The organism is Rhizobium sp. NFR03 (genome assembly GCF_900111275.1).
Lineage (GTDB): Bacteria > Pseudomonadota > Alphaproteobacteria > Rhizobiales > Rhizobiaceae > Ferranicluibacter.
This window is the reverse complement of the sequence record NZ_FOGR01000016.1, coordinates 1-15520: the sequence shown is the minus strand read 5'-3', so window position 1 is coordinate 15520 and position 15520 is coordinate 1. Positions and strand designations below refer to the sequence as shown.

General features: G+C 58.8%; 15 protein-coding genes and 2 pseudogenes. 9 read left to right on the top strand and 8 right to left on the bottom strand.

The annotated features are described in order from the left end of the window. Window positions 1–8: 8 nt before the first annotated feature. Together ugpC and BSG19_RS24490 are read left to right on the top strand one after the other, a co-directional pair. The gene (gene ugpC / locus BSG19_RS24495) at window positions 9–1145 is read left to right on the top strand and encodes an ABC transporter ATP-binding protein (protein WP_092990630.1); all 1137 of its coding nucleotides are present in this window, start codon (window positions 9–11) and stop codon (window positions 1143–1145) included. A 38-nt stretch (window positions 1146–1183) separates the two neighbouring features. Further along, window positions 1184–3325, top strand: a complete 2142-nt coding sequence (locus BSG19_RS24490) for a beta-galactosidase (RefSeq protein ID WP_092990649.1) — start codon at window positions 1184–1186, stop codon at window positions 3323–3325. 625 nt (window positions 3326–3950) lie between these two features. Here BSG19_RS24490 and BSG19_RS24480 read toward each other — a convergent pair. The 3 genes from BSG19_RS24480 to BSG19_RS24470 all read right to left on the bottom strand — a co-directional run bounded on the left by BSG19_RS24480 (window position 3951) and on the right by BSG19_RS24470 (window position 5155). After that, window positions 3951–4181: a hypothetical protein gene (locus BSG19_RS24480; RefSeq protein WP_092990628.1), complete on the bottom strand. Its 231-nt coding sequence runs from the start codon at window positions 4179–4181 to the stop codon at window positions 3951–3953. Window positions 4182–4353: 172 nt separating this feature from the next. After that, window positions 4354–4770 carry a DUF983 domain-containing protein gene (locus BSG19_RS24475; protein WP_092990627.1) on the bottom strand — a complete coding sequence of 139 codons (417 nt, stop codon included), beginning with the start codon at window positions 4768–4770 and terminating at the stop codon, window positions 4354–4356. Between the two features lie 58 nt (window positions 4771–4828). Next, on the bottom strand, window positions 4829–5155 hold the full coding sequence (locus BSG19_RS24470) for a DUF983 domain-containing protein (protein ID WP_348272155.1): 327 nt from the start codon (window positions 5153–5155) through the stop codon (window positions 4829–4831). A 396-nt stretch (window positions 5156–5551) separates the two neighbouring features. On the opposite strand from BSG19_RS24470, the gene BSG19_RS24465 reads away from it, so the two are divergent. Next, window positions 5552–6931, top strand: a complete 1380-nt coding sequence (locus BSG19_RS24465; protein WP_092990625.1) for an aminotransferase-like domain-containing protein — start codon at window positions 5552–5554, stop codon at window positions 6929–6931. 187 nt (window positions 6932–7118) lie between these two features. Here the strand turns inward: BSG19_RS24465 and BSG19_RS24460 are convergent. The 3 genes and pseudogenes from BSG19_RS24460 to BSG19_RS24450 all read right to left on the bottom strand — a co-directional run bounded on the left by BSG19_RS24460 (window position 7119) and on the right by BSG19_RS24450 (window position 9884). Continuing rightward, window positions 7119–7531 (bottom strand): annotated as a pseudogene (locus tag BSG19_RS24460) (Fur family transcriptional regulator). A 74-nt stretch (window positions 7532–7605) separates the two neighbouring features. Further along, entirely contained in the window at window positions 7606–8844 is a 1239-nt protein-coding gene (gene aztD, locus BSG19_RS24455; RefSeq protein WP_092990624.1) for a zinc metallochaperone AztD, read from the bottom strand. A gap of 47 nt (window positions 8845–8891) precedes the next feature. After that, window positions 8892–9884 (bottom strand): CobW family GTP-binding protein, encoded by a 993-nt coding sequence (locus BSG19_RS24450; protein WP_092990623.1) that lies wholly within the window; start codon window positions 9882–9884, stop codon window positions 8892–8894. A gap of 117 nt (window positions 9885–10001) precedes the next feature. Here BSG19_RS24450 and aztA point away from each other — a divergent pair, with 117 nt between their 5' ends. The 6 genes and pseudogenes from aztA to BSG19_RS25885 form a co-directional block, all read left to right on the top strand. Next, a complete protein-coding gene (gene aztA, locus BSG19_RS24445; RefSeq protein ID WP_092990622.1) occupies window positions 10002–10805 on the top strand; it encodes a zinc ABC transporter ATP-binding protein AztA in 804 nt (267 codons plus the stop codon). Then, complete coding sequence (gene aztB / locus BSG19_RS24440) at window positions 10798–11664, top strand: zinc ABC transporter permease AztB (RefSeq protein WP_280142435.1); 867 nt, start codon at window positions 10798–10800, stop codon at window positions 11662–11664. The genes aztA and aztB overlap by 8 nt, the downstream gene beginning before the upstream one ends. A gap of 18 nt (window positions 11665–11682) precedes the next feature. After that, complete coding sequence (aztC, locus tag BSG19_RS24435; RefSeq protein ID WP_092990621.1) at window positions 11683–12678, top strand: zinc ABC transporter substrate-binding protein AztC; 996 nt, start codon at window positions 11683–11685, stop codon at window positions 12676–12678. 128 nt (window positions 12679–12806) lie between these two features. Then, a complete protein-coding gene (locus tag BSG19_RS24430; RefSeq protein ID WP_244529420.1) occupies window positions 12807–13874 on the top strand; it encodes a CobW family GTP-binding protein in 1068 nt (355 codons plus the stop codon). Continuing rightward, window positions 13871–14155, top strand: a complete 285-nt coding sequence (locus BSG19_RS24425; protein WP_092990619.1) for a hypothetical protein — start codon at window positions 13871–13873, stop codon at window positions 14153–14155. The genes BSG19_RS24430 and BSG19_RS24425 overlap by 4 nt, the downstream gene beginning before the upstream one ends. A 463-nt stretch (window positions 14156–14618) precedes the next feature. Then, window positions 14619–14768: pseudogene (locus BSG19_RS25885) on the top strand (helix-turn-helix domain-containing protein); the annotation flags it as partial. A 1-nt stretch (window position 14769) separates the two neighbouring features. Here BSG19_RS25885 and BSG19_RS24420 read toward each other — a convergent pair. Together BSG19_RS24420 and BSG19_RS26220 are read right to left on the bottom strand one after the other, a co-directional pair. Beyond that, complete coding sequence (locus BSG19_RS24420; RefSeq protein WP_244529424.1) at window positions 14770–14994, bottom strand: hypothetical protein; 225 nt, start codon at window positions 14992–14994, stop codon at window positions 14770–14772. A 120-nt stretch (window positions 14995–15114) separates the two neighbouring features. Next, window positions 15115–15291 carry a hypothetical protein gene (locus tag BSG19_RS26220; protein WP_170866098.1) on the bottom strand — a complete coding sequence of 59 codons (177 nt, stop codon included), beginning with the start codon at window positions 15289–15291 and terminating at the stop codon, window positions 15115–15117. Between the last annotated feature and the right edge of the window lie 229 nt (window positions 15292–15520).

Here is a 15520-nt window from a genome sequence, read left to right as displayed (position 1 = left end):
GCTCTGCGATGGCGAGCGTTGAACTCCAAAACATCGAAAAGCACTATGCCGGCTATCACGCTTTGCGCGACATCAACCTGACCATTGAGGACGGTGAGTTCGCCGTCATGGTCGGCCCGTCCGGCTGCGGAAAGTCGACACTCCTGAAGACGATCGCGGGTCTAGAGAGCATCTCCTCCGGGCGCCTCCTCATCAAGAACCGCGATGTCACAGCGGAGGAGCCGGGCGACCGCGGCATTGCCATGGTGTTCCAATCCTACGCTCTTTACCCGCATATGACCGTTGCGGAGAACATGGGCTTCGGCCTTCGCATGGCCAAGCGGCCGAAGGCCGAGATCGAGACCGCCGTCACGCGCGCCGCTGCTATCCTGCGCTTGGAGGAACAGCTCGACAAGCGGCCGCGACAGCTTTCCGGCGGCCAGCGCCAGCGCGTGGCGATCGGCCGGGCGATCACGCGCTCGCCTGACGTGTTCCTCTTCGACGAGCCGCTCTCCAATCTCGATGCAGCGCTACGCACACAGATGCGCGTCGAGCTCTCGACGCTGCACGCCCGGTTGGGTGCGACCATGATTTATGTGACGCACGACCAGGTCGAGGCGATGACCATGGCGAGCCGTATCGTGGTGCTAAACAAGGGTCAAATCGAGCAGGTCGGCGCGCCGTTGGTGCTTTACAACAATCCGGTCAATCGGTTTGTCGCCGGTTTCCTCGGTGCGCCGCGGATGAACTTCGTGGAAGGAATTGTTCGGACGGCCGACGGTCGCGGAGCCGTCATCGAATGTGCGGGTGGAATGTCGGTCGCATTCAGCGATCTCGCTAGTCCGGTTCACGCCGGCGATCATGTCACCGTCGGTATCCGTCCGGAGAAGCTCAGGATCGATAACATCAGGTCCGGCACGACCTTCCCGGCCGAGGTTCGGCTCATTGAACATCTGGGTCGCGAGACCATTGTCTATGCCGATGCCGGAAGCCTGAGCACAAGCAATTCGGATAGCGGAACCGGCGCCTTCACCATTCAGATCGGAGATATCGTGCCATTCCGGCCTGGTGCCCCTTTGGTTCTCGGCTTCGACGTGCACGACGCCTACCTGTTTTCTACCGACGGTCGCACGGTATCGGCGCCAAAGACCGTCACCGGTCTCTGACGCCTCCTCACTCCAAGCTTTTACGAAGGATGATCTCCATGAAGCGCACTCCCGCTGCTCAACTTTCCGTCTGGCGACCGCTCAATCTCGATCACTTCCTTTTAGGCGTCCCACATTATCCCGAGCATATCGAGGAAGCGCTTTGGCAAAGCGATGCGGAGAGAATGGCAGCCGCCGGTTTCAACGTCGTCCGTCTGGGTGAGTTCGGCTGGCATCTGTTCGAGCCATCGGAGGGCGTCTTCGATTTCGCCCTCTTCGACCGGGCGATCGAGGTGCTGGGTGCGGCAGGAATTCAGACGATCTTCTGCACTCCGACGGCAACGCCGCCGCGCTGGCTGACGGCCGCATATCCTGACGTGCTGCGCGTCGATGAACACGATCGCGTTGCCACGCACGGGTCGCGCCAGCATGCCGACACAAACAGCGCAGTTTATCGCTCGCACAGTAAGCGCATCACGCAGGCACTAGCCGATCACTACCGGGACAATCCGCATGTCATCGGCTGGCAGACCGACAACGAGCTGAACACCACGGTCTCGACCTCCTACTCGCAAGAGACGCAGGTTGCGTTCCGCGCCTTTCTCGAGCGCCGCTACGGCACCATCGACGCGCTGAACTTTGCCTGGGGCGGGAATTTCTGGGCGACGGCCTATGACGGGTTCGACCAGATTACCGCGCCTCGGGCGGCTAATCCGGGCTTCCCGAGTCCCGGCCATGTCCAAGACTATCACCGGTTCCTGGCCGACGCGACGGCGGCGTTCCAGCATGATCAGGTCGAGATCCTGCGTGCGGTCAATCCCGATTGGTTCGTCTTTCACAATCTGGGCCGTCTGGAGGATATCGACTTTCGCGGCCCGTTCGGCGAGGACCTGGACTTCATCGGCTTTGATATCTATCCCATGCTCTATGACGAGATGCGGCGCACGGGTGGCCACGCCGCCACACAAGCGCTACACCTCGACATCTGCCGGGCCTTCAGCGGCAACTTCATCGTGCCGGAACAGGCTTCCGGTTTCGGCAGTCAGCCCGGTTTTTCCACGATGACCCCGGAGCCGGGCGAGATGCGGCGGATGGCGCTCAGTTCCGTCGCGCGCGGCGCGGATGGTCTTCTTTTCTTCCGCTGGAGGCCGGCGCATTTCGGCGCTGAAATCTACTGGATGGGCATCATCGATCATGATGACGTTCCCCGTCGGCGCTACCATGAGGCAGCGCAGTTTGCCGGTGACATCGCCCGGATCAAGGACGACCTTCTCGGCACCACCGTCCGCATGGACGTTGCTATTGCGGGTGCTGATTTCGATAATCAGGAAGCGTACAAAACCTATCCCATGGGCCTGCCGAGCCCGCTGGAGGATGGCACGCGGCTGCACCGCTACTGTTATGAGAACGGCATCGCATGCGGTTTCATTCACCCGACCGACGATCTCTCGCGCATCAAGCTCCTCTACATTCCGCACTGGGTCATGTGGAAAAGCGAGTGGGATGCGAATGTCGAGGCCTTCGTGCGCAATGGCGGCACGCTGGTGGTCGGCGCGATGACCGGGACACGGGACGAGAATAATCACATTCCGCGCACCCTTGCGCCGGGACCGGGCCTCTCGGCCCTCTGTGGCGTTCGCGTGGAAGAATTCGGACGCGTCGCGGAACCCGGCGCCGACGGTCTCTTCGGCATGCCGGGTCCGGAATTCGGGCTGAACGTACCGGCTCGGCGTCTGCCCGCCAGCTCGTCGCAGCGTGGCTATCGGTTGGCGATCGGCAATGCCGAATATGAGGCCGCGCACCTCTACGAACTTTTCGAGACCGACGGAGATGTCGAAACGCTTGGGCAGTGGAGCAACCGCTTTCTGGGCGGGCGGACCGCTATTTCCCGCCGCAGCGTGGGAAGCGGCCAAGCGATCTATATCGGCACCTATCTGACTGACGTTCTCGTCGGAGCGCTCGCCGAACATCTCTTCGGAAACGCCGGCATCCATCCTCTTGTGCCGAACTTGCCGTCAACCGTTGAGGTCACGCTTCGCGAAGCAGACGACCGCAAGCTCCTGTTTCTCATGAATGCGGACGGAGAAGCCGTGAATGTCACTGATTTTCCAGAGGGCACAGATCTTCTTTCAGGGAACCGCGTCTCGGGACATCTGGCGCTTGGCCCCTACGCTTGCGCAGTGATCCGGCTCGATGACTGACCAACTTGCGCTGTGGGGTTGGTGCGTGCATGGGCTGCACGCTTCCATTTCCCAACTTTTTTATCGGAAGTGGTGGCCGCGCAACCAAACACAGGTTCAGTGAGTTGCAGTCCCTGCCATTTTCAGAATGTAAAGGCGCGGGGGCGCAATTGGTTGGACATACAGCTCGCGCTCGCGTCATCTGAGGTTCGAATCCTATCAAGGCGAGCTTTACGATCATTCTGCACTTCATTGCAGAACCGACAGTTGGAAGGGAATTTCATCTTGGCGCCATGTTCTACAACATCGGACTTTTACTCGGACGCATACCCTGCCCCTGCGGCTTTGAGGAAGTTCCAGCATTCAGTGGGGCTCAAGAGATCGCAGATATCGCCGATGGTACGCCAAAGGCCTTCGAAGGAGGGTATAGCCCTGATCAACAGGCAATTCGTCGAGAGGGACCTCGAAGAGGGACGATCGGTCCGCGTTCTTGACGGCTCGTTGCAGGGGCCTGCCAATTTCTACCTCGTATGGCAGAGATACCGGAAAAGCCCTGCGATCGTCGCTCTGGTCGCTTGGTTGATCGCTGAGGTAGGGACCACTGCGTCGAAGGATTAGGACATCCACTTGCGAAGCGCGTCGTTCGTCAAGGAAGACTCAGGTCCAAGCCTAGCGTCCGGCTAAGGCCGAAAGCTAAGAGCATCACGGCTACGAGCGCCAGCAGAAAGGCCGCGGCTATTATCGCTCCGGTGCGTAGAGCCGCGCGCCTCTCCCCTTTCTTGCTCTGGTCGTAGTGCCACTTGATGGCGAAGAACATGGCCAAGCCTAGTGCGAGGACCTTGAACGTGACGAAGACTATCGGGACCCAATCCCACATTTTCTTTCCAAGCGGTCGTTAGCAGGTGTCTGTTGCGAGGCCCAGGGTATCTGACGATCTCAGGGCACTTCAATCATGCCGAAGCGTTCTTCCAAGGCGGCTGGGAGGGCGTAGCGCGTCGTCCCGTCCACTCATGCCACTACATCTCTACAATGTTCAAAGTCAGGTTGCCTCAATCCCGATCAGCGTCTGGGGGCACGGTCTTCGGCCTGACGTAGTCGCGATCGATCTTTCCTTCCTCGGCCTTGTAGAAGAACTGGCTGTTGACGAGCCATCCCTTCAGGGGGCGGAGCGGCAGGATGCAGGCAAGAAGTGTTAGAGGCAGCGATGTAAAGAGATGCACCCTGGGTGAAGGATTGAAAGCGACCTCGATCCAGCAGGCGACTGCGACGGCTGGCACACAGGTAAAGCAGATGACGAAGAAGGCTGGCCCGTCAGCCGGATCAGCGAAACTGTAGTCGAGACCGCAGACGTCGCATTTCGGCTTCAATGTCAGGAAGCCTTCGAAGAGGTGCCCCCGCCCGCACCGGGGGCAAAGCCCTCGGATACCTGTCTTGACGGGAGGAAGTGGAGGCCATTGGCTCGCCATCGATCAATCCTTTCTGCATCTTGTGATCTACCGGATGGATACGGCAAACCATGTTCGTTCAACCCTTGTCCGCGACCGGAGTTGCCGTCTCTGGCGCTACATCGTCAGATACAATCTTGCCTCTCCTCGTCTTGTAGAAGAACTGGCTGTTGACGAGCCATCCCTTCAACGGACGCAATGGCAGTACGCAAACCATCAGAACGATGGGCAGAGAAACAAACAGGTGCACCCACAGTGAAGGGCTCATGGCGATCTCGATCCAGGCGGAGACGACAACGGCGACCAGAATGAACGTGAAGCAGTTCACGAAGAATGCCGTGCCGTTGGCAGGATCAGCAAACGCGTTGTCCAGACCACAGGCTTCACATTTCGGCTTCAGCTTCATAAACCCGTCAAAGAGGCGTCCCTGACCACATCGGGGGCAAAGTCCCCGGACACCCGTCTTCATCGGGGAAAGCGGCTGCGGTCGCGTTGTCATCGCTCAAGCCTTTCATTGTTGGCGATTATATGCATATCATATACATACAATTATCCGATCAATGCGGAAACGCGCGAATTGTCGCATTCGATCCGCGTGCCCGCTCTTCGGTACTGCGGGGGTATCCACGAGCCGGTACGACCTATATATGCGGTGAAATGATCCCCTATGCCTCTGTGGTGGTCGGCCGCTAGACACTTTCCAACCTTGTCAGGGCGATATCATCATTGATGACGGCTGTTGCGGCGAGCATGTAATATCCATATAGTTTGCTATTGATTGGATGTAGGGGCAGGAGCGTTTATGACTGCGAAAACATGGTCACCAAAGCTGAGCACAAAGGACGGACCGATCTATCTCGCGATTGCTGACGCACTGGCCGCCGATATTGCCAGCGGACGACTTGCCGAAGGTACGCGCCTTCCGACGCAGCGAAGACTGGCGGAAGACCTCGATATTGATTTCACAACGGTGAGCCGCGGCTATGCTGAAGCTCAGAGCCGCGGCTTGATTGAAGGGAAGGTCGGTCAAGGGACGTATGTGAAGGCACGGCGAAGCACGCTCTCGCGCGTCGTACAGCCTTCTGGCTTGGTCGACATGAGCATGAACTTGCCGCCGCGTTTTCAGAACAGCTCTCTTACACGCAGGATGTGGGAAGCTGCGAGAGATCTGGAGGATCAGGGTCTCGATCTGCTGATGCGCTATCAGGAGCCAGGAGGCATCATGAGCGATCGCGTCGTTGCGACGGGTTGGCTGTCTCGGAGGCTTCCGGATGTCACATCGGAACGCGTCCTTGTAGCCGCCGGCGCTCAAGGGGCGCTTCATGCGGTGCTTGGCGTGCTCACCGAGCCTGGGGACACGGTTTGCGTGGAGCAACTGACCTATCCAGGCTTTCGGTCCGTCGCGTCGCATCTGCGCCTGAAGCTCGCGCCGTTGAAGATGGACGATCATGGCCTGCTCCCGACAGCGTTCGAAGAGGCCTGCAAGGCCTCAAGGCCGAAGGCGCTGTACTGCATGCCGACGCTTCATAACCCAACAACGAGGACCATGCCGCTCGACCGCCGCCATGAGCTAGTGAGCTTGGCGCGCGCTTATGATGTTCCGGTAATCGAGGACGATGCCTATGGCGCACTGGTCCCCGATGCGCCGACACCCCTTGCGGCGATAGCACCGGAGACTGTCTTTCATGTCGCCAGTCTGTCGAAATGCCTGTCACCAGCGCTGCGCGTCGCCTACGTCGCTGTGCCGGAAGGTCGGTCCCTCAGGGTCGCCAACGCTATCAGGGCCTCGGCATCCCTCGTCTCTCCACTTACCAGCGCGATCGCTTCGCGGTGGATCGAGACAGGATTGGCTGATGAGGTGCGCGACGAGATAGTGAGAGAGAGTGCAACAAGGCTGCAGGCATTGCGGGCGACACTGCCTCACAATGCCGACGCATCTACTGGAGGTTTCCACGCATGGCTTCGCGTACAGGAACCTTGGACACGAGGGGAACTGGTGTCGAGGCTGCGTTCAGTCGGGGTTGGCGTTGTTGCCAGCGATGCCTTCGCGATATCGAGCGCTCCCGAGGCGGTCAGGATCGGTCTAGGTGCTGCGGGTACCGTTGAGGAACTGAAGCGGAGCTTGGCTATCCTTGGTGACCTGCTGTCTCAAGCGCCAGCCACTTCTACGATGGTGGTTTAAGGGTCGCTCCTACAGTACTCCCGAAGGGACTTCGCAACGGCCGGCGGTGCTGATTTCCACCGAGAGCTCTCAGTGGAAATTAACAGACAGTGACGGGAAGTTTTTTCATGCCGGGAATCCCATAATGGAATAACGTTACAAATTTAGATGAAGCGATGCAGTATAGGCTGTCCGCTAATTATTCAGATCATTCACAACTGGCGCAGAGACCGTGAATTTCGATGGTACTGGATCTAACCTTAAAGCCGCGGCCCCGGGCTTGTCTGGCAAGCGCGTCCTCGATCTCCGTATTGTGGAATTCACTGACCTTGCCGCAGGACTCGCAGATTTCGAAGGCGGTGACCCGCGGATGGATATGCCCATGCTTCGAATGACAGCAGACGACGAAGGCGTTTTTGCTCTCCAGACGGTGGACACGGCCGGCCTGCAGCAGTTTTTCCAGCGCCCGTAAACTTGCAGCGGAGCCCGTAGGCCCTCATCCCGCAGACGATCGAGAACGCTATAGGCGCTCAGGGGTTGCTCGGACGATTGCAGCACCGATAGAACGAGGCTCTGGTTTCGAGTGAGTTTCAGATCGTCGGAATGGACTGCGTGCAACATGATCATCTCCGGAAACGCCTATGGGCGCGACAGCCCGGAACTGCAGTACAGCTCCGGGCCAAGGTCTCAGCCGATCAGTGCGAAGCACCCGAGCCGCCGACAGCGACGATCGAGAAGGGCTGGCCTTCGACGGCGATGGTTCGCGTTTCCTTTAACGTGTCCGCGTCGATGACCCTAACGAGGGAGTGGCGCGGATCGGTAATCGCGATCTGGCTATCGGCCACGGCAAGACGAGGACGCGGATCGCGCCAGTGGCCATCTTTGCTGTAGGGCTCGGTGACCTTCGCCTTTTTGACGATTTCGCCTTTGATGACATCAAGAACATGGAGGTCGCCGTCTTCCGTCAGAATGTAGGCGCTGCGTGGCTCTGCCGGATCAAGCTGGAAATCCACGCGTCGCGTCGGCAGCTCGATAAGCTTGTAGGGTTGTTCGGCATCCGCGTCGATCAACACCAGCTTGTCGTCGCCATAATTGCCGAGGAAGAACTGCATGGCCTTACCACCCAGGAGAGTGCCGGTGTAGGCCTCCGGAAAGTCGGCAGGGTAGGGAAGCATCTCCAGTTTCGGCCCATCGATCCCGCCCGGGCGGGCGATGAGGACGCCTTCCTTGCAGCCAAAGGCGACAAGACGGGCAGACGTCGCTTCGCCGTGAAGGTCGGTGCATTTTGCCACATCGCCGACCTGCTTATTGTTCTCATCGACGACCCGAAGACCGACGCGGGGCGGCAATTCGTCTGGCTTCGTTTCGATCTCCGTGTTCGGGATCGAGACGAGTACGTAGCGGCCCATCGTCACCGCCACGCCGTGATGAGGCTTGATCGTATCGACAATCCGCTTCTCAACTTTTCCGTCGAGGATGTCGGCTTCATCGACGATTTCCGCCTTGTCGGCGCGATCGTAGAACAGGACGACATGGTCATCATGCGGCACGACGTGGCCGGGGCGCTTGCCTTCAAATGTCACGGGCAAAAGGGCCGGTTCGGAAACCTCCAGGTCGCGGTGCTCGCCATGATCGGAAAAATTGATGCCAGTCTTGATGACGTGAATGACATCAGCTTCTGTCTGGCCTGCAAACACCGTATGACCGGATGCACTTGCCGTTAGCGACGCGTATCCCTTGACGTCGTAACGACCAAGTTCCTTCCCGTTTTCGAAGTCGATGACGCGTACCACGGGGTTCGCATGGTCGGCGACGAAAAGGCGCCAGGCCTCCTTCGTCGCATGATCTTCATCGGCAAAAGCTCCAGATGCAGCAAAGACCACGCTTGCGGCCACGGCAGCCAGCAAACGGTTTCGGGTGAGAGACAGTCCCATCGGGTTCCTTCCTTGTGTTGAACTTTTTTCGCGTTCGGCGCGCACGGCTATTCGGCGGCCTGTCGAACCGCACGGCATTTGGCAAAGCCGTTGGTGATGATGTCCCTGGGCAAATCGCGGCCGATGAAGACCAATCGGGTAACCCGGTCCTCATTTTCTTTCCATGGCCGCTGATGTTCACCTTCCAGCAGCATGTGGACGGCCTGGACGACAAAGCGGTCGGCGTCGCCGGCAAAGGAAATGATCCCCTTCATCCGCAGCATGTCCATGCCGAACGCCTGGACCGTCGACTGCAACCAGTTCAAAAACATGCCCGGATCCATCGGCTGGCGCTCGACAAGCGAAAAGCTCGTGACGTGTTCGTCGTGCTCGTGCTCATGGGTCTCGTCCAGGAAGTCTGGCTCGATCTCCAGAATGTGGTCAAGATCGAATGCCTTGCGGTCCAGAAGGCTGGCGATATCCACGTCGCAGCGCTGCGACCTGATGATGCTGGCGGTGGGATTGATCCGCCGGATGCGTTGCTCCACAGCAGAGATTTCGTCATCACTGACGAGGTCGGTCTTGTTGAGGATGATCGTATCGGCAAAGGCGAGCTGTTCTTGCGCCTCATGTGCCCGGTCGATTTCTCCCAGAAGATGCTTGGCGTCGACGACTGTGATGATTGAATCCAGCCGGGTTTTCGACCTCACGTCTTCATCAACGAAGAAGGTCTGAGCAACCGGCGCTGGGTCCGCCAATCCGGTCGTCTCGATAAGAATGCCGTCGAAGCGACCGGGTCGACGCATCAGACCTTCGATGATGCGGATAAGGTCACCTCGCACCGTGCAGCAGATGCAGCCATTGTTCATCTCGAAGACGTCTTCATCGGACTCGACGATGAGATCGTTGTCGATCCCGACCTCGCCGAATTCATTGACGATAACCGCGAACTTCTTGCCGTGCGGCTCGGTCAGGATCCGGTTGAGAAGTGTGGTTTTGCCGGCGCCGAGATATCCGGTCAGCACGGTCACCGGGATCGGCTCAGGCTTCTGCTGCGTCATGGGTTGTCTCCGTAGAAAGGTACACTGTTCAAGAAGTTAACATGTTATACCGTTACATTTTGGTTGACGAACGTAATAACATTACCTAAGCAGTCGCTGTCAATCCCTGAGGACGCGATGAGCGATATTTGTCTTGAGTTCAAAAACTTCACGCTTGGCTATCAAGGCCATGCGGCCGTCCATCACTTAAGCGGTGACGTTCAGCGTGGTTCCTTAACCGCAATCGCGGGAGCAAATGGATCTGGCAAATCGACGCTGCTCAAGGGGATTGCCGGCATCCTGAAGCCGATCAGCGGCACCTGCTCGTCGCGCTTTAACAGACTGGCCTACCTGCCGCAGCAATCCGAACTCGACAGAACCTTTCCCGCACGCGTGATCGATATTGTGTCACTAGGTTTCTGGCAACGGCGAGGCCTGCTCGGACGCTTGACGCCTGAGGATATGGTTGACCTTGGAAATAGCCTGGAATCCGTTGGCCTTGCAGGCTTCGAGAAGCGACCGCTCGATAGTCTTTCCGGTGGACAGATGCAGCGTGCCCTGTTTGCCCGCACCATGCTGCAGGATGCCGATCTCATCCTTTTGGACGAGCCGTTCAATGCCGTCGATGCCCGCACGATTTCTGATCTCGTGACGCTCGTCAAAGGCTGGGTCGCCGAGGGCCGCACCGTGCTTTGTGTGCTGCACGATCACTCGCTTGTGCGCGAACACTTTCCCCAGACGCTGTTGCTGGCTCGTAAGCCCGTGAGCTGGGGATCGACCGTCGACGTCATGACCTCTGACAATCTCACGCGGGCGAGGGGTTTCCAGGAAGCCTGGGACGAACGATCCGGCTGGTGCGAAGAGCGTCTGCCAACCGAGGGTCACGGGCACCAACACGGGCTTTCCGGCCCAATTGAGAAGAAAGTGGCCGCGCGTGTTTGAGTACCTGTTCGGACCCTTCGTGCAATACGGCTTCATGCAGCGCGCGCTGTTTGGCTCGCTGATCCTCTCCATATCCTGCGCGCCGGTCGGTGTGTTTCTCATGCTGCGGCGCATGAGCCTGACGGGAGATGCGATGTCTCACGCGATCCTTCCAGGTGCCGCACTCAGCTTCCTGTTCTTCGGGCTGGAGATCATCCCGATGACGGTCGGCGGTCTCGCGGTCGGTTTGCTGGTGGCGCTCGGTTCCGGACTTGTCTCACGGTTCACGGTTCAAAAGGAGGATGCCTCCATGGCGGCCTTCTATCTCATTTCGCTGGCCATCGGCGTGCTCATCGTATCGTGGAAGGGGTCGAGCGTCGATCTGATGCATGTCCTGTTTGGATCTGTCCTGGCGCTCAATAATGCGGCCCTCGCTCTGATCGCCGGGATTGCGGTGACCACATACATCGTCCTCCTCATTTTCTGGCGAGGACTGGTCGCCGAATGCCTCGACCCGCTTTTCCTTCGTTCGGTGAGCAGGATCGGCGGGCCGGTGCATCTGCTGTTCCTCGTGCTGGTCGTTCTCAATCTGGTCGGTGGCTTCCAGGCCCTTGGCACGCTTCTGTCTGTGGGATTGATGATGCTGCCGGCAGTCGGTGCGCGCTTCTGGTCAAACGACGTGCGCAGCCTGTGCGTAATCGCGGTCGCCATCGCGATGGCATCCTCGGTTTGCGGCCTTCTCCTTTCCTATCACGCATCCATGCCCTCCGGCCCGGCAATCATCTCCATCGCCGGCGCCATCTATCTGTTTTCCGCACTGGTGGGTCGCCGGGGAGTGCTTGCCAGCCTCCTCGTCTCCGGCCGCCACAAGACCGCCTGACAACACAAGGAGCTTTCCATGTTCAGGACATTACGCCTCGCCACTTATACCAGCCTTCTCGCGCTAGTCGGTATTGCGTCCAGCGCATCCGCAGCCGAACTCAAGGTGGTCGTCAGTTTCTCGATCATCGCCGATCTTGCCAGGAATGTGGGCGGCGACCGCGTGGATCTTTCGACGCTGGTCGGCCCGGATGGCGATGCCCATGTATACCAGCCTCGTCCAGCGGATGCGGCGTCGCTCGAAGGCGCCGATGTGGTGCTCGTCAATGGCCTGCAATTCGAAGGTTTCATGTCGCGCCTGATTGAAACGAGTGGCACCAAGGCTGCGGTCGTGGAAGTTAGCAAGGGCATCGAGCCGCTCAAAAATGCCGAAGAAGAGCATCACGACGGTGAGGAGAAAGCGGAGGCGGGCCACAATCACGATCCTGAGGAAAAAGCAGAAGCCGGTCACGATCATGAACACGAGGGTCGTCACCATCACGGCGAGTTCGACCCGCACGCCTGGCAGTCGATCCACAATACTGAGACCTATGTGAAGAATATCGCCGACACTTTCTGCGAAGCGGACAAAGCCGGCTGCGCCACCTATACGGCCAATTCAGAAGCTTATCTCGCAAAGCTCGGCGCGCTGGAAACGGAAGTGAAGGCAGCAATCGGGTCCATTCCCGCTGACAAGCGCACGATCATCACCTCGCATGATGCATTTGGATATTTCGAGCGCGACTATGGCGTGAAGTTCATCGCCCCTGAAGGCATTTCAACCGAAGCCGAGGCATCGGCCGCCGATGTCGCCAAGCTCGTGGATCAGGTGAAGGAAGACAAGGCCTCGGCGATCTTCGTCGAGAATATCAGCAATCCGCGCCTCGTCGAGCAGATCGCCACGGAAACCGGCCTCAAGGTCGGCGGCACGCTCTACTCCGACGCGCTGTCTGGAACAGACGGCCCTGCCTCCACCTATATCGACATGTTCCGGTACAACGTGAACACGATCAAGTCCGCCATCGTCGGCGGCTAAGCTGTTGGCTTGCCCGGCGGAACTGGGCAAGCCACCCCCATCAACGACAACACAATGTAGGTTCCTGGATGTTCAGTGGGCTGTTCAATCGGCGCAAGACGGCGCGGGAAACCTCTGGGGAGCCTGATGTGAGGCGTCTTTACGACCCGGTGCCCGTGACGCTGCTGACCGGCTTTCTCGGTTCCGGCAAGACGACGCTGCTCAATGACATTCTTGCCGATCCGCTGATGGCAGGCACCGCCGTCATCGTCAACGAGTTTGGAGCCGTTCCGATCGATCACGATCTGGTCCGTACCGGGTCGGAAACCTATTTCCGCACCACGACGGGGTGCATCTGCTGCACGGCAACAAGCGATATCAGAAGCTCGCTCTCGGAATTACACGACGCTCGTATTCGCGGCGATATTCCACCTGTCGCACGGGTCGTCATCGAGACCACCGGTCTCGCCGATCCGGCACCCATCATCAACAGCATCATTCCCGGTGGATCACCGGCCATTGGGTTGAGGGATCATGTCGTCGCCCGGCATTTCCGCCTCGCTGGCGTGCTCACGGCCTTTGATGTTCTGAATGGTCGCGCGACCCTCGACAGTTTCCTTGAAGGCTGGAAGCAACTGGCGTTTGCGGATGATGTCGTGCTGACCAAGACCGATCTGGCTGTCGGCACACATGACTGGGCGGCCGAGCTGAGAGCGCTCAATCCTGCCGCTCGTTTTCATGACCGGCACGTCGGCTTCGCCCTGCCGATGCTGTTCGGCCATGGGGAATACACGATCTCCGGCAAGGCAGAAGACGTGCCCGGCTGGCTGGCGATGGAGAGGCTGACACAGCATCCGGACCATGACCACGACCCCAGCCGGCACGGTGATGAGATCGAGGCGATCAGCCTGACCCATGATGTGCCGCTTTCGCCACAGGCGGTGGAGACGTTTCTGCACATCGTGACGAGCAATATCAGCTCAGGGCTGCTGCGCCTGAAGGGCCTGTTTGCACTGACCGACGATCCTGATCGCCCACTCGTCGCTCACGCCGTACAGCACCGGCTTTATCCGTTGAAGCGCCTCGATGCCTGGCCGGACGACGATCGACGCAGCCGTGTTGTCCTGATCGGTCAGGACATGCCGGCCAAACAGATCCGGGACCTCTTCGAGGTGCTGGCTCCGCGCGCGGCGAGAAACAAACGGGGTGCGGCATGAGCGAGGCGTTCGTCAATCCCCTGGCACGGAACGGACCGTCAGTCATCAACAGCGCTCGCGCGATCAAATTCTGGGCGCGCACGCTGCTCTTGTTGCCGGACGAAGCTGTTGTTTCGGTCAACGAGCTTGCCTGCCATGTGCCGGGCTGCCCTCCGAAAGAAACCGTGATCCTGGTGATGCAGGGCACAGAGACGGTCCAGGCCTCGGTTCACAAACCAATGCAGGACGTGACGGAGAACGACATAGCCCATGCGTTTTCCCCTGCCTCCAAGCCCGAGTGATTTTTACTCATTCTCAAATTGAAAACGGAGAAAATTCCATGCGCACTGTGAAAGCGCTTTTCCTCACACTCAAGCTCTTTCCGTCTCTCCGTTAGTCGAATGGGCAATGGATCGTCCACCGCCCAAAGCGCCCACCACAAAGCCGACTGAAGGTGGCTAAGATGGGGTAGCCTGCTCCTCTCAGTTCCAAAAGCGGTACGGTTGAAGAGACTGCGTCGATGCCCATATGGACTTGTTAGAGCCAGTCGATGGACTGGAATTTACCGCGAGCGTTGAAAAGGCATTGGAATGGCGGGTTGCCCTTTGCGCCCCGAGCCACGCTGCCGGTGACGACAAAGCCGCCAGAGGTGCTGCGCATCGGCTGACTAGAGCACGTCCATTGAAAACGGAATCGCGTTGAGGATTCCCTTGGCTGCCGAATTCTGATTCCATCGCCCCGACGGTTGATTTGGTCGGAGGCAATATGACCCGAGCTTTTAGCGATGATCTGCGGTGCCGCGTGCTGGCTGCGTCACGCGATGGCATGTCGGCGCGATCAGCGGCGGCCAGATTTGGAATTGGCATTTCAACGGCCATCGCCTGGATCGCCAGCGCACGGGCGGGTCAGTTGACTGTCAATCGGCGTCATAGCGGGAGAAGTAGTCGGCATAGCCGTCACGAAGCCGTTCGGCGGCCTGCTCGGCGTCGATATAGTCCTTCATGGACGTGTCCGGCAGGGCCAGCATGGTCTTGGCTATCTTGTAGAGCTCATCTTCTCCGCGGCCTCTCGTCGCCTCCTCAAACGCCGGTTTCATTTCCATGACGTGCAGGCGGTTGCGCGCAGGCGCGAGCGCAAGCAACAGTGAATCACAGCCGTATGGGGGGAGGCGTGGGTTCCTTACGAAGTTGCCTGAGATAACGCGTGCCTGTCATCGTAAGCCGGTATCGCGCCTTGGAGCAGGATGGCTTCGAATTCCTGTTCAGCCCTGTTGAGCATCCCGTGGCGGAAGAGAGTTCGCGTGAGCAGCCGCTTCGCCGGAGTAAGGAAAATCGTCCCCTAGCTGACGGTTGCCGTCGTAGACCTTGAAGGCAGGTCCTTCGACTTCAATAACCTTGTATCCGTTCACGTATTCGATCTTTGGGGTTTTCCAACCCATGAGGAGCCCTTCCATAAAGGTCCGGTTTTATTGCTTGAAAACAGATGTTGATCGTCAGAGCGTATTTATCCTGTAGCAGGCGCTGTGGTAGCTCGCACAGTTGTCTATCAGTTCGCCGCGCGAAGGTGAAAATCCATGAGATCACGCCACGCCTTCTTCGCGAAGGGAACTCGAATGGTCTCGAAGACGGCTCAGCGTATCGTTCAGCGCGGAAACCTTGTCCAATCGC